General features: G+C 63.3%; 16 protein-coding genes and 1 pseudogene. 9 read left to right on the top strand and 8 right to left on the bottom strand.

Annotated elements, in window-relative coordinates; translation table 11 throughout:
• Window positions 1–25: 25 nt before the first annotated feature.
• The 3 genes from SHTP_RS03685 to SHTP_RS03695 all read right to left on the bottom strand — a co-directional run bounded on the left by SHTP_RS03685 (window position 26) and on the right by SHTP_RS03695 (window position 1835).
• Entirely contained in the window at window positions 26–529 is a 504-nt protein-coding gene (locus SHTP_RS03685; RefSeq protein ID WP_012396243.1) for an Rv2253/PknI dimerization domain-containing protein, read from the bottom strand.
• 101 nt (window positions 530–630) lie between these two features.
• A complete protein-coding gene (locus SHTP_RS03690; protein ID WP_231991275.1) occupies window positions 631–1074 on the bottom strand; it encodes a twin-arginine translocation pathway signal in 444 nt (147 codons plus the stop codon).
• An 83-nt stretch (window positions 1075–1157) separates the two neighbouring features.
• On the bottom strand, window positions 1158–1835 hold the full coding sequence (locus tag SHTP_RS03695) for an Rv1363c family protein (RefSeq protein ID WP_096369805.1): 678 nt from the start codon (window positions 1833–1835) through the stop codon (window positions 1158–1160).
• Window positions 1836–1986: 151 nt separating this feature from the next.
• Between SHTP_RS03695 and SHTP_RS03700 the strand changes: the two genes are divergently transcribed.
• Window positions 1987–2403 carry a hypothetical protein gene (locus SHTP_RS03700; RefSeq protein WP_096369806.1) on the top strand — a complete coding sequence of 139 codons (417 nt, stop codon included), beginning with the start codon at window positions 1987–1989 and terminating at the stop codon, window positions 2401–2403.
• A 26-nt stretch (window positions 2404–2429) separates the two neighbouring features.
• On the opposite strand, the gene SHTP_RS03705 is transcribed toward SHTP_RS03700, so the two are convergent.
• A complete protein-coding gene (locus tag SHTP_RS03705; RefSeq protein WP_096369807.1) occupies window positions 2430–2720 on the bottom strand; it encodes an Mtp family mycobacterial-type pilin in 291 nt (96 codons plus the stop codon).
• Between the two features lie 199 nt (window positions 2721–2919).
• Entirely contained in the window at window positions 2920–3447 is a 528-nt protein-coding gene (locus SHTP_RS03710) for a TetR/AcrR family transcriptional regulator (RefSeq protein ID WP_420872933.1), read from the bottom strand.
• A gap of 141 nt (window positions 3448–3588) precedes the next feature.
• Between SHTP_RS03710 and SHTP_RS03715 the strand changes: the two genes are divergently transcribed.
• Genes SHTP_RS03715 through SHTP_RS03730 form a run of 4 tightly spaced genes read left to right on the top strand, consistent with a single transcriptional unit; the run spans window position 3589 to window position 5983 of the window.
• Complete coding sequence (locus SHTP_RS03715) at window positions 3589–4272, top strand: hypothetical protein (RefSeq protein WP_096369809.1); 684 nt, start codon at window positions 3589–3591, stop codon at window positions 4270–4272.
• 2 nt (window positions 4273–4274) lie between these two features.
• A complete protein-coding gene (locus tag SHTP_RS03720) occupies window positions 4275–5081 on the top strand; it encodes a hypothetical protein (RefSeq protein ID WP_096369810.1) in 807 nt (268 codons plus the stop codon).
• Window positions 5082–5083: 2 nt separating this feature from the next.
• Window positions 5084–5689, top strand: coding sequence for a cytochrome c oxidase subunit 3 (locus SHTP_RS03725; protein ID WP_096369811.1), 606 nt, complete (start codon window positions 5084–5086; stop codon window positions 5687–5689).
• Window positions 5690–5692: 3 nt separating this feature from the next.
• Entirely contained in the window at window positions 5693–5983 is a 291-nt protein-coding gene (locus SHTP_RS03730; protein WP_096369812.1) for a cytochrome C oxidase subunit IV family protein, read from the top strand.
• An 18-nt stretch (window positions 5984–6001) separates the two neighbouring features.
• Here SHTP_RS03730 and SHTP_RS03735 read toward each other — a convergent pair whose 3' ends face one another.
• A complete protein-coding gene (locus SHTP_RS03735; RefSeq protein WP_096369813.1) occupies window positions 6002–7276 on the bottom strand; it encodes a cytochrome P450 in 1275 nt (424 codons plus the stop codon).
• A 161-nt stretch (window positions 7277–7437) separates the two neighbouring features.
• On the opposite strand from SHTP_RS03735, the gene SHTP_RS03740 reads away from it, so the two are divergent.
• Window positions 7438–8022 (top strand): TetR/AcrR family transcriptional regulator, encoded by a 585-nt coding sequence (locus tag SHTP_RS03740; protein WP_015357134.1) that lies wholly within the window; start codon window positions 7438–7440, stop codon window positions 8020–8022.
• Window positions 8023–8024: 2 nt separating this feature from the next.
• Here SHTP_RS03740 and SHTP_RS03745 read toward each other — a convergent pair whose 3' ends face one another.
• Window positions 8025–8456 (bottom strand): Rv2576c family protein, encoded by a 432-nt coding sequence (locus SHTP_RS03745; protein WP_096369814.1) that lies wholly within the window; start codon window positions 8454–8456, stop codon window positions 8025–8027.
• The gene (locus tag SHTP_RS03750; RefSeq protein ID WP_096369815.1) at window positions 8453–9217 is read right to left on the bottom strand and encodes an enoyl-CoA hydratase/isomerase family protein; all 765 of its coding nucleotides are present in this window, start codon (window positions 9215–9217) and stop codon (window positions 8453–8455) included. The genes SHTP_RS03745 and SHTP_RS03750 overlap by 4 nt, the downstream gene beginning before the upstream one ends.
• Window positions 9218–9360: 143 nt before the next feature.
• Here SHTP_RS03750 and SHTP_RS03755 point away from each other — a divergent pair, with 143 nt between their 5' ends.
• From SHTP_RS03755 to SHTP_RS03765, 3 genes and pseudogenes are all read left to right on the top strand, one after another.
• Window positions 9361–9783: a lipoprotein LpqH gene (locus SHTP_RS03755; RefSeq protein WP_096369816.1), complete on the top strand. Its 423-nt coding sequence runs from the start codon at window positions 9361–9363 to the stop codon at window positions 9781–9783.
• Between the two features lie 93 nt (window positions 9784–9876).
• Window positions 9877–11059 (top strand): annotated as a pseudogene (locus SHTP_RS03760) (amidohydrolase family protein).
• Window positions 11056–12495, top strand: coding sequence for a FadD3 family acyl-CoA ligase (locus tag SHTP_RS03765; RefSeq protein ID WP_096369817.1), 1440 nt, complete (start codon window positions 11056–11058; stop codon window positions 12493–12495). The pseudogene SHTP_RS03760 and the gene SHTP_RS03765 overlap by 4 nt, the downstream one beginning before the upstream one ends.
• The last annotated feature ends 218 nt before the right edge of the window (window positions 12496–12713 follow it).

The following is a 12713-nucleotide window of genomic DNA, read 5'->3' on the forward strand; positions in this document are numbered from 1 at the left end:
GCGGCTTAGCCGCCGGGCACGCCGGTCAGCCGATCTTGTCCAGGCGGAACGGCTGTTCGACATACAGCGGGGCGTTATTGCCGCACGCGCCGCTGGGGCCGGTGGTCTTCTCGCGACCGGCCAGAACCGGCGAACCAAGTTGGGTTTCACCGGTGTCGGGGTTGGCGGGATAGAAGTAGATGACATCGTGGCCGGTGAAACTTGTTCCGTCGGGACACGTTTCCCAATTCGGCAGGTCTCGTTTGACGGTCCACAATTGGCCGTCATGCATGGTCAGCGGTGCGGTCCAGCCCTGATCGCTGGTGACCTGGCCACTGCAATCCTGGGCGGTGCTGCATGAAGAGGTGATGGTCCAGGTGCTGCGTACCACCGGCTCGTCGTGATAGACGGTATTGGTTCTGGCCCAGTCACCGATCACCGTGGCGGTATAGGTGCCATTGATGGCGGGATCGTAGGCCCATGCCGAAGGTGCCGAACCCACGCCGCCGAGTATCAGTGTTGCGCTTATCGCTACGCCCATGGAACGCATCACTTGCTTCTCGATGCGCTATTTCGCCGATTTCGAGTGAGATTCAAAGACTAACACCGTACGTGCATCCGACGGTATGGCAGAGCATCCAGACATGGCAATCACATAGGATCGAATCTCTCGATAAGCCAAGAACTATTGACCTTTGTCAGCGTTACCCGAATGCTGCTCGACGTCACAATCGGTTCCGGCTTCTGCTTGCTGGCGGTCTTCTGTTTGACAAATACCAGCACGACAGCCGAATTCGGGTGCAGCTCAGCCACCGCCGCCCGGACCACGCTGGCCGTGGTGGTGACTCGGCCGCGCTGCGCGGCGGGGCCGACGACCTGATCTGCGAACTGTCGGTAATACGTCAAATAGTTGTCGGTGAGGCGGGATCTGGCGTTGGCGAAATCATGGTCGAGGGTGTCGGGGGAGTAGGACAACAGAGCCACAGCGCCGTCGCTGGCCGCGGTGACAACCTCTTGTGCCGCCGCATCATCGGTCTGTAGATCCACTCGGTAGACGAAGTAGAAGTAGCCGGCGCCGAAAGCGACTGCCGCCACCAGTGATGTTGTCAGCAGGATTGCGCGCCAAGGCCGCAGGCAACGACGCGTCCAGCGCTTAACTGTTGCGGCACCGGCGACTTTCACGGGACGAATTCAACTTTGGAGATCTTGAGCTGGGTGCCGTCGCGTTCGACGTTGACGACGATGCGCCAAGACCGTGTTTCGGGCTTCGTCTGATCGGGCTTGACGATGTCAGACTTAGCCGCAATCAGCACGATTGCTGAGTCGTCGGTCATGGACTCGACGGCGACAGCTTGGACGGCGCCTTTGATATGGACTTTGGACTGCTCGACCGCCTTGACGAAGTCCTCGGCGCTCATCAATATGCCGGCCTTGAATATCCCGGTAGTGCTGTCGACGAAGCGCTGCACGTCGTCTCTGGCCTTGCTCGAGTCAATCGACATCATTGTCAGGACCGCGTTCCGGGCCGCGGCCGAATACGCTGCGACGCGCTCGCGTTGCGCGACGGCGTTGTGGTGGTGCCACAGTAGAAACCCGCTGGCACTCAACGAGGCGCAGATGACCACAAGCGCGCCCGCGGCCGCGAAGGCCTTTCGGCTGTGGCGACGTCCTCGCCCGCGGCGCGTTGGTGTTCTCGTGGGTTCCTGTTCGTCGGGGGCGGCGCTGGCATCGGAATCGGCGCGGGCCTGTGCCCGCGCGAGTAGGTCTGCTTCGGCAGCCGCGTCGGCTGCGCCGGTGACCCCTGCCTCCGGATCCTCGGTATCGAGCGTCTGTGCTGGAAGCTCGCGCGGCGGCATGGATCACCTCCTGGTCCGCACCTATCGGAGAGCCACATTATCACTGGCAAATAAGAGGTCTGGAGCGATTGCTACCGCCGGTGAATCAGTGGCTCTCCGTGAAACAGAATTTCCTTCCCAATTTCAGTCGCCGCTGTGGCAAAGTGATTTTGTGCGATTCATTGTGGCATCGGTCGCCGCAGTGCTGGGTTCAGCAATGTGGGCGGGCCTGCCGGTGGCGCCGTTGGCCGTCGCCGAGCCGAGCACGTGCGACTACCCGGATTGCACACCAGGTATTAGGCCGCACGTTGTGCTCGGTGCGTCGTGTGACAGCACCACCTACTACGTATTCGGGACTGCCGACTATTACGTGTCGTTCGCCACACAGCCGGGGCGGCTGATGTTTTGCGGCTCGCCCAGAAGATATGAGCCCCGGTGGTTCCGGTCGCCGCCAATGGCCGGCATCAAGGACGAGAACTCCTCGTGTACCGATTTCCCGGAGTATTATGTTGCGCAAGCGCCAGATGGGCTGTTCCTGGTGTGTGTTGCCCACGACGGCAGACAAGCCTGGGAGCGCGGCGACACCTAATCCGTGCGAGCGGTGCACGGCCGAAGCTAGGGCAGCATGTTCGGGATCTCGGGCCAATCTTGGAAGGGGCTCGGCCCGAAGTAGTCGCGGTCGTGCAACGTGCCGTCCATGTCGCGGTGATGAGCGTCATGGCAAGTGGCGGGATCCCATTGCGGTCCCCAGGCCGGGTCGAACGGCTGGCCCGGACACCAGTGGTATCCCACAAACGGCCAGGGCGGATCGTCCGCGTGGGCCCTGGCTGCAGCGCCCACACCGATGAGCCCGAACCCGGTGAGCACCATGGTCGTCGCGGCGACCGTGCGAGCGACTTTGCTCATGGTGGAAACGTTACCGGAAAAGGCGTTCCCGTTGGGGGCCGTTGTCGGTTGACTCCGGTTGATGACCGGGACTAGCTGGATTCGAATTCACCTGTAGCGCTGTGGTGTAGGCGATTTGGGGCGGCAGTGGGACTCATCACCCCGGGGCGCTGCTGGATAACGGGGACGGTGAGGGGGACGGCGATCCGTAGGGCGCGGACTAGCCTTCGCCGGTATCCATCAGCCGACTTGTGATGCGCCGTAGCTGGGTACGCAGCGTCGCGTCGTCGACATCGGCGACCAACGGGTGCAACACGCCGACGGCTACGGCGCCGGACAACATGGCCGCCAGCACGCGGGTGTCTTGGCCCGCATCGCCAATCAGGACGCCATAGAGCCGCTCGATGAACCGCTGAAACGGCTGTTGCTCGGCCAGCAGCCGGACGATGACCGGATCGAACTGCAGGGTGCTGGCGGCGCCGCGACGCTCGACGGCCAGCTCGATGACGCGATCCAGCAGCAACTCACGCGCCTGGGAAGGATGGTCGTGCGCCTCGGCGGCTTCCAAAGTCTCTTCCAAGCCGCCGAGTTCGCGTTCGGTGAGCGCGATGACGATCTGTTCCTTCGTCTTGAACTGGTGATAGACGGCCGCCTTGGTGACGCCGACGGCGTCGGCGATCATTTGCAGCGAGGTCCCGCCCACGCCGTGCTCGGCGATCAAGCCCAGCGCGGCGTCCAATATGCGCACCTGCGCGGCGCTGCGTGTGATGACACGAAACTGGTTGCGGGACTGGGAGGACACCACACCGGGAGCCTAGCCGATCGGCTATTGACCGAAAGTAGCCGATCGCCTAGTTTCGCTGACTAGCGGGCCGGGAAGGAGTCACCGGTGGGCGAGGTCGGCGAAAGCCAGGTAGATGCGCGGGGGGTGCGCAGACGCACCGACGGCGAGCTGATTCTGTTGTGGACCTTGCCCGCCGCGTCGGTCATCTGGGTGGCCGCGTTCTACCGCGATCCGGCGAACCTGCCACGCATCCGCTACAGCATGATCCTGTTCAACTGGTTCGGCGTCTGCCTCATCCCGATCCTGATCCTGCTCGTGTTGCAGATCCGCAGGATGGCTCATCGCACGCCGATCTTCTCCTACTGCATGCTCGGCTGCGTGGCAGGCGGCCCAACACTTTTCCTCATCGCCAACGTCTGTTGGCTGCTGGCCGCCTTTCGTCCGGAACGGGAACCGCAGCTGACGCAGCTGCTCAACGATTTTGCCTGGATCACCTTCACCACCGTGGTCCCTTTCCTCATCGGACAGAGCGTGATCCTGGCCCTGGCGATCTACTTCGATGACCCCGCGCATCCGGTGTTGGGGCGCTGGGTGGCGCATTTCAACATCGTTGTCGCGGCCGCGCTGACCCCGGCGGCATTCGTTGGGCTGGCATTGACCGGTCCGCTGGCGTGGGACGGGGCGTTGTCGTTCTGGCTGAAGAACATTGCCATCGTGGTGTGGATCGTGGTGATGGGCGTGGTGTTGGGCCGGTGCCTCTACCGGGAACAAGCGAGATGCCGGCAGTGAGGATGTCAACCGGTGACCGGCTGGGGGCGCCAGCCGGGGGTCCCGCGGGGCCACTGCCACGCCGGATCGTCTGGCAGTGTCGGCACAACCCGAAGCGCGAGCTGTGGCTGGCCTGGGGGACACTGGTTGTCTTCTACAACATCTTTTTCGTGGTGTTCTTCCTCGTCACCCGAACCCAGCCGCCGCCGGATCCCGGGTGGGATGACTCCCGGGTCGCGCAGTGGTTCCAGGACAACCACTTTGGGATCCTGGCCGGGTTTGCCGTGATGTTCGTCATCACCGCCATGACGACGATGAGCAACGCCCTGATCGCCTATTCGATGCGCCGGATGTCCATCAGCCGGGCGTTCGCGTATTCCTACCCGATCCTGTACTCGCTCAGCGCGATCCCGGGCATGCTGCTGATGTGCATCGCGCTGACGGTCGCAGCGATGCGCCCCGGCCGTGACCCGAGGCTGACCCACTGGATCTACGACTTCGCCTTCCTGTCGTTCGTCGGCACCATGGGCGTGTTCCTGATCGGCTCGCTGGTGTGGATGCTGGCGATTCTCATCGACCGCAACCGGGTGTTCCCAAAGTGGTTCGGATATCTCAACCTGTGCAACGCACTCACCGAGATCGTCGTGTCGCCGGAGTGGATCTTCCGCGGCGGGGTATTGGCGTGGAACGGTCAGATCGCCTGGTGGCTCGACATGGTGGTATTCGGCATCTATACCGGGGTTTTCATCGTTCTGCTGAGGCGGATGATCCAGCGTGAGGACTTCGGCACCGGGCCGCTGCCGGATCTCCCGGTGCGAGAGCCGGCGTAGCGATGACCGCGCTTTCCGGTACCGGCACGCGGCAGGATGCGGACAGGCAACCCACGTTCGTGCCGGGCCAGCCCGACATGTGGGCGTTTGTACTGTTCGAAACGCTGGTATTCACGGCGTTTTTCGGGTTCTATCTGTTCTATCGGGGGCGAAGTCCTGAACTGTTCTCGAGCGCCCAGGCGCAGCTGGACCTGCGCATCGGCACCTTCAACACCCTGGTGTTGTTGCTCAGTTCGTGGTCGGTAGCGCGATGCGTTCAGGCGGCTCGGGCCGGCGCATACCGACGGGGGTTGCGGGACGCCTTGCTCACGGCGTGTCTCGGTCTGGTGTTCATGGTGTCCAAGGTGGCCGAGTGGGCCAAAGCGGCCCCGCTGGGAAACGGACTGGCCGGTAGCGATTTCTTCACGTACTACTACTTTCTCACTGGAATCCACTTTGTCCACCTATTGATCGGCTTCGTAGTCCTGGGCATCATCGTGTTTGAACTACGTGGTCCGGCAACGAGATCGCGGCGAACCCAGGAGCTGGTGGAAACCTGTGTCACCTACTGGCACACCGTGGACTACCTCTGGGTGCTCATTTTTGCGCTGCTGTACGTGGTGAGGTGATCGGTGGGGCAGAAATTCAATACCAGGCTGTTGGTCGTCTGGGTGATTCTGGCGTCGCTCACGCTGTCCTATCTGTGGATGGACCGCTACATCGACCCCGGATCGCCAAGTCCCAGCAGGGTGCTCACGGCAAGCGTGATCGTGATCGCCCTTGTCAAGGTGCGCATCATTTTTCGGGAGTTCATGGAGGTGCGTCAGGCCCCGAAACTGCTGCGCCGGCTAACCGACGCGTGGGTGATTCTGATCGGCATCAGCCTGTTCGGGAGCTACGCCGTAGGGCTGGCGCTCGGGTAGCCCGGACGGAATCGAGCGCTAGCCCGCGGGAGTGAAAGTGATGTGGAGTTCGGTGAGTCCACGCAGTATGTAGGTCGGCTCGTAGGTATACCGACGGTCGTCGGCGGGGCCGTGCCGGTCTTCGTTGATGGCGATGTCGAGCATCCGGTCCAGAATGCGCTCCAGCGAGACGCGACCCTCCACGCGTGCCAGTGGCCCTCCCGGGCAGGAGTGCACTCCGCGGGCGAAAGCCATGTGCTCGCGAACATTCGGGCGATCCAAACCAAATTCATGGGGGTCCTCGAACCGGCGTGGGTCGCGGTTGGCAGCGCCGGGCAATACCATCACGACGGTGCCGGCGGCGATATCGAGCCCACCCACTGTGGTTCTCTTGCGAGCCAGCCGGGAGTCGCTCTTGACGGGGCTATCCATCCGCAGTGATTCCTCGATGAAGTTTGGTATGAGGCTGCGGTTTTCGCGTAGCTGGCGCTGGATGTCCGGCCGGTCGCCGAGTACGCGCATGGCGGCGGTCAGCTGCTTGGCGGTGGTTTCCTGGCCGGCCGCGAACAGGAAGGTGGCCCATCGAACCACGTCGATGATCTCCGGCGTCGAACCGTCCGGGTAGGTCGCGGTGGCCAACGCTGTCAATACGTCGTTGCGCGGTTGGCGCCGCCGGTCCTCGATGTAGGCACTGAACTTGTCGTCGAGCCACTGCAGTGGGTTGACGCCCACCGATTCATGGTCGAGTGCGCCGACTCGACCCATCCGGTCAGCGCCCAGCACAACACGGAAGTCCTTGCGGTCGTCCTCGGGTACGCCGAGCAGGTCGGCGATCACCAAAGTGGCAAAGGGCTTGGCGTATTCACTGATGAACTCGCATTCGCCGGCGCCGAGAAACTCATCAAGCTGGCGATCGGCCAGCCTCCACATGAACTCCTCGTTCTGTTTGAGCCGGCTGGGGGTCAGTAGCCGGCTCAGAATCGACCGCGCCCGACTGTGCTCCGGTGGGTCCATGGTGACCATGTGCTCGTACATCGGAAACTGTTCGCGATGGGCGTCGATCTGGGCGTTGACGTCGTCACCGTTGGGTGTGAAGGGCAGCGGCGGGAACGGGCCACCGAGCGCGACGCAGTTGGAAAAGGAGTCGGTGTCCTTGTATACCGCGGTCGCCTCCTCGTAACCGGTGACCGCGACGACGCCGTACTGAGGTAGCCGCAGTACCGGGCTTTGGCGTCGCAGGTAGTCGAAGTAGGGATGTGGGTCCGGGATCAGGGACGGGTCAGTGAAGAAGTCGATGGATTCGTAGCTGCTCATTGCGTGCGTGCCTCCCATGGCCGGCTGGCGCCGCCGGAGAATCTCATTTCCGCTGCGCTGAGCACCTGCTTAGCATGGCGGTATGTCACGGTCAAGGGTGCGCGCGGCGATACGATCGTGGCGAGCCGTCCGGTTTCTTGTGGAGAGTACGGAGCAAAGGCATGACATCGGCCCGTCGGATCGGGGCGCCTGACGCGAAGAATCGTGGCGTGCTCCTCGACACGGCCGAACAACTCATGATCGAAGAGGGCTACGCGGCGGTGACGTCGCGCCGGGTGGCGAGTGAGGCCGGACTCAAGCCCCAGCTGGTGCACTATTACTTCCGCACGATGGAGGAGCTGTTCCTCGAGCTGTTCCGCCGCCGCGCCGAAGCGGGTCTGCGTGCGCAGGCCCAAGCGCTGCAGTCACCGAAACCGCTGTGGGCGTTGTGGAGACTGGGCAGCGATCCGGCTTTTGCGCGTATTTCGATGGAGTTCATGGCCTTGGCCAATCACCGCAAGGCGTTGCGGGCCGAAATCGCCCACTACGCGGAGCGGTTCCGTGATGAACAGCGACGGGTGATCACCGCGGCACTGCAGCGCTACGGCGTGGACAGCCAGGACGTTCCGCCGGTGGTGTGGACGGTTCTGATGGCCAGCCTGTCGCGCTTTCTGGTGCTGGAGAAGGCACTTGGCATGTCTGGTGGTCACGCCGAAACGATCGAGTTGGTGGAAAGCTACCTGCGCCGGTTAGAGGGCGAGCCCTAGGTTCACCAGATTCGTAGCGAACAGAGGACGCCGCGGGGTCCGTCTTTGGACACCTTGACCACCCCGTCCACCGCCAGGTCGCAGTGAAACTGCGGCGTGCCCTGTTGCCTGCCGGTGCTCGCGGTGACCACCGCCCATTGGTCGGGGTTGGCCAGCATGACCTGCATGGTCCACGGCTTCCCTGGTGCGATATCGGCCTGGATGTTCGGGGTGAACTGATAGTTGTTGTGGCTGTAGTCGGAGAAGACTGCGGGGTCTTGGTCCCCGTAATAGATGTCGGCGTAGATGGGGCTCTTGGCGGAGACGGTGTAGGTGACCTGATGCATGGGCGGGTCGTCCGCGTATGACTTGGGCGCGTCGGCAAGTGCACCAGTCATGGTTGCAATCGCGGCGACCGTAACCGATCGCAGGACCGGTTGCCTGTTGCTGGTCATGTCGCTCCTTCGGCTACCGGTCCACGGTTGGGGGTACGGTTCATCACCTGCTCTGCGGCTTGCCAGTGCGCATCCTCAACCCATAGCCGGGCAAAGGACGCTATCGCCTCATCTGGTGAAGTTCCGTTGATTACGCGTTTGACCTCGGCCGCCGGACGCCGTGCCAGCGATCTGGCCAGCGACCGCCAGCCGCCGTCGGTCGAGTCGAAGGACGCACGCGGGAACACCAGATCCACCAAGCCAATTCGCTCGGCCTCAACGGCATCGAGTGCAATCCCACTGCCCGCCAACAGCAGCGCCTTGCTCTTGCCGACCACCGCGGCCAACCGCTCGGCGCCGCCCCACGCCGGCATGATCTCCAGCAGCACCTGATTGAAGGCGATCTTGATATCGTCGGCGGCCACCCGGATATCGGCCGCGACGGCGACCTCGGCTCCACCCCCGAATGCGTGTCCGTTGAGGGCGGCGATCACCGGTGCCGGAAACGTGGCGATCTGATCGCAGATGGACCGCATCCGCTTCGCCATTGCCGAGGCGTCTTCCAGGGTGCGCAGCGCGCTCAATTCCTTGAGGTCGCCGCCGGAGACGAAAGCTCGATCGCCGGCGCCCTTGATCACCAGGGCCTGTGCTCCCGCTGCCGCGTCGAGTGCATCCTGCAGCTGTGCCATGGTCTCCAAACCGATGGCATTGCGTGCGTGGGGGCGATCGATGGTCAGTACGGCTAGCCCGGTGTCGAGCTCATCAAATTCCAAGTCCACCATGTGGTCAATGCTCCTGAACGCGCCATCAAAGAGCAAAATCAGTGCTCGGATAACTGCCCGCCGGTATAGGCATTCTCTTCAACGGAGAATAGCATCCTCGGTGCAGGTCCAGAAGGCGCGTCGCGCGGAATCGAGGTGGCCGGGTGCGCAATCCGATCAAGCTGGCGTTCGTGTGTCTGCTCGCGTCAGCCGGTCTGACCGGCTGCGGCTCGTCGTCGGGCTCGCAGCTGGCCAGCACGGCGTCGATGACCGTCAACGGCGCCGACGTGCAGCCACGCGTGGTGCGGTGCACCCAGATCGAGTGGTACCGGACCATCCAGATCGGAGACCAAGCCTCCGGGGTCAGGGTCCTGATCGACCAGGGGGCGCGGCCGATGATCGCGAAGTCGGTTCGCATCACCAATCTGGGGGGCTTCACCGGGATGTACGCCCAGGGCGACGGCGGCGACGCGGGCCTGCACTTCAGCGATGGCCGATTCACCATCACCGGGAACGCCGACGGGTACAACACGGACAAGCCCGCCGAGCCCACGACGGCCGCATTTCGGATCAGCGTCAACTGCTGACCGGGCGCAATTGCGGGTAGCACGCGCAGTGACGCCCGTTGCGGCCGCCAAGATATGAGAATAGTATTCTCCTGAGTAGCGAAGGAGGATTCCATGTCGTCGGCTGCTCTGTCATATCCGCTCTTCGACGCGGACAACCACCTCTACGAAACCGAGGAGTCGCTGACCAAGTACCTGCCCAAGCAGTACCGGGGCGTGATCCAGTACGTCCAGGTCAACGGGCGCGCGAAGATCGCCATACGCGGCCAGATAAGCGATTACATCCCCAACCCCACCTTCGAGGTGGTGGCCAGGCCCGGGGGCGATGGAGGAGTACTTCCGGATCGGCAACCCGGATGGGAAGAGCCGGCGGGAGATCTTCGGCGAGCCGATGCGCTCGATTCCGGCGTTCCGCGAACCTGGCCCGCGGTTGGAGCTGATGAACGAACTGGGCGTCGACCGATCGTTGATGTTCCCCACCCTGGCCAGCCTCATCGAGGAGCGGATGCGCGACGATCCGCTGCTCATCCACATAGTGGTGCACGCACTCAACGAATGGCTGCACGAGGAATGGGGCTTTCGCTACCAGGACCGGATCTTCACCGTGCCGGTGGTCAGCCTGCCGATCGTGGAGAAGGCCATCGAAGAACTGGACTGGGTGGCCGAGCGGGGTGCCCGCGCGGTCTTGGTGCGCCCGGCTCCGGTGCCCGGATATCGCGGCCCGCGGTCGTTTGCGTTGCCGGAGTTCGATCCGTTCTGGCACCGCTGCGTCGAGCACGACGTGCTGGTCGCCATGCATTCCTCGGACTCCGGGTACGCCCGCTACACCGCCGAGTGGGATGGCGGCGACAAGGAGATGCTGCCCTTCCAGACCAATGCGTTCTCCATGCTCAACGAGTGGCGCCCGGTCCAGGACGCCGTCGCGTCGTGGGTGATTCACGGCGCGTTGTACCGCGTTCCGCGGCTCAAGGTCGCGGTCATCGAGGCTGGCTCGAAATGGCTGTTCCCGTTGCTCGATCAGCTGGCTGATGTTTACAAGAAGACTCCGGAAAGCTTCCCCGGCGGCGACCCGGTCGAAGAGATCAAGAACCGCATCCACATCAGCCCGTTCTACGAGGACGGCATCGCGGATCTGATCAAGCTGATCGGTACCGACCGGGTGCTCTACGGCTCGGACTATCCGCACCCGGAGGGGCTCGCGCAACCCCGGCACTACGCCGACGCGCTGCAGGACCTCAGCATCGATGACCAGGCAAAGATCATGGGAGGCAACCTCGCTCGGTTGATGTCGGTGTGAACGAATGGCAGACCATCCCCGAGATGGTCTTGAGCGCGGGTGAGCGTTTCGGCGATGCGGAAGCCATCGTCGACGGGTCGTTGCGGATCACCTTCACCGAGCTGACCGATCGGGTGCGCCGCGCCGCAGGTGCGTGCGCGGCGATGGGCATCGACAGGGGGGACCGCGTTGCCGTCTGGGCGCCCAATTCGGCCGAGTGGATCATCGCCGCCTTCGGGCTGCTGACCGCTGGAGCGGTGCTGGTCCCGGTCAACACGCGCTTCAAGACGGACGAGGCCGCCGACATCATCCGGCGCAGCGGGGCCAGGGCGGTGCTTTTCGAAAAAGGATTCTTGGGAATGGATTTCACCGTTCCAAACGGCATCACGGCGATCGATCTGCGCTCCGGCTTCCTGGAGTGCGGCAAGCCGTTCGAGCGTGCGGTCAGTGGATCCGACATCGCGGACATCGTCTACACATCGGGTACCACCGGGCGGCCCAAGGGCGTGATGATGGATCACGCGCAAACATTGCGCCACTACGCCCATTGGTGTGATCGCGCGGATCTGCGCATCGGCGACCGCTACCTGATCGTCAACCCGTTCTTCCACATCTTCGGGTACAAGGCCGGCTGCATCGCGTCGCTGATCAGGGGCGCCACCATCATTCCGGTACGTGTCTTCGTCCTCGACAACGTGCTGGAATTGATTGAACACGAGCGAATTACGATGCTTCCTGGGCCTCCGACGCTGTACCACTCGCTACTGTCCGCTCGAGGTCGGCGGGACCTGTCGTCACTGCGGGCGGGGGTGACCGGCGCCGCGGATATCCCGGTGGAACTGATTCGGCGGGTGCGCACCGAGTTGCCGTTCCAGACCATCATGACCGGCTACGGCCCTACCGAGGCCGGAACGGTCACCCTGTCCAAGCCGGAGGATTCGTTCGAGGACATCGCCACCACCGCGGGTCTCGCGTGCGACGGCATCGAGCTGGCGACCGCCGACGACGGCGAGATCTTGGTGCGCGGATACAACGCCATGAAGGGCTACCTCGACGATCCGGTTGCCACCGCCGAAGCCATCGACGGCGAGGGCTGGCTACATACCGGAGACCTCGGCACCATCGACGAAACCGGCCGGCTGCGCGTGGTCGGCCGCAAGAAGGACATGTTCATCGTCGGCGGCTTCAATGCCTACCCGGCCGAGATCGAGGGCTTTCTGATGGAGCACGAGGCGGTCGCACAGGTGGCCGTCATCGGCGTTCCCGACGAGCGGCTCGGACAGGTCGGTAAGGCGTTCGTGGTTCGCCAGAGCGGCAAAAGTGCGCTCAGCGCTGAGGATTTGCTGGGTTGGTGCCGGGAACGGATGGCGGGATTCAAGGTCCCGCGTTCGGTGCGCTTTGTCGATGCGTTGCCGCTGAATGCGACCGGAAAGGTGGTCAAGGACCTGCTCCGCTAGGGCGTGGCTTCGCGATATGCTGCGCGTCGAGAAGCATATTTCCGCAAGTAAAAGCTACTTTTGTCTTTGGTGTAGCTTTGGACTAGGAGCGGCCTTGGGGGGCCAAACGACAACGTGGCTCTCCAAGGTTCGTCGAGACGAGGGGTCGATGCCGCGAGATGTGAAGTTGCGCAGCAGCGGAATCCGTCGTTGCGCGCCGGCGGTATCGAATCCGGGGG

The organism is Mycobacterium ulcerans subsp. shinshuense, from assembly GCF_002355775.1.
Lineage (GTDB): Bacteria > Actinomycetota > Actinomycetes > Mycobacteriales > Mycobacteriaceae > Mycobacterium > Mycobacterium marinum.

What these genes read in the sequence shown, in the direction of transcription:
- SHTP_RS03685 (WP_012396243.1), bottom strand. Translation starts at nt 529, where the DNA reads ATGCGTTCCATGGGCGTAGCGATAAGCGCAACACTGATACTCGGCGGC.
- SHTP_RS03695 (WP_096369805.1), bottom strand. Translation starts at nt 1,835, where the DNA reads ATGCCGCCGCGCGAGCTTCCAGCACAGACGCTCGATACCGAGGATCCG.
- SHTP_RS03705 (WP_096369807.1), bottom strand. Translation starts at nt 2,720, where the DNA reads ATGAGCAAAGTCGCTCGCACGGTCGCCGCGACGACCATGGTGCTCACC.
- SHTP_RS03720 (WP_096369810.1), top strand. Translation starts at nt 4,275, where the DNA reads ATGTCAACCGGTGACCGGCTGGGGGCGCCAGCCGGGGGTCCCGCGGGG.
- SHTP_RS03725 (WP_096369811.1), top strand. Translation starts at nt 5,084, where the DNA reads ATGACCGCGCTTTCCGGTACCGGCACGCGGCAGGATGCGGACAGGCAA.
- SHTP_RS03735 (WP_096369813.1), bottom strand. Translation starts at nt 7,276, where the DNA reads ATGAGCAGCTACGAATCCATCGACTTCTTCACTGACCCGTCCCTGATC.
- SHTP_RS03740 (WP_015357134.1), top strand. Translation starts at nt 7,438, where the DNA reads ATGACATCGGCCCGTCGGATCGGGGCGCCTGACGCGAAGAATCGTGGC.
- SHTP_RS03745 (WP_096369814.1), bottom strand. Translation starts at nt 8,456, where the DNA reads ATGACCAGCAACAGGCAACCGGTCCTGCGATCGGTTACGGTCGCCGCG.
- SHTP_RS03750 (WP_096369815.1), bottom strand. Translation starts at nt 9,217, where the DNA reads ATGGTGGACTTGGAATTTGATGAGCTCGACACCGGGCTAGCCGTACTG.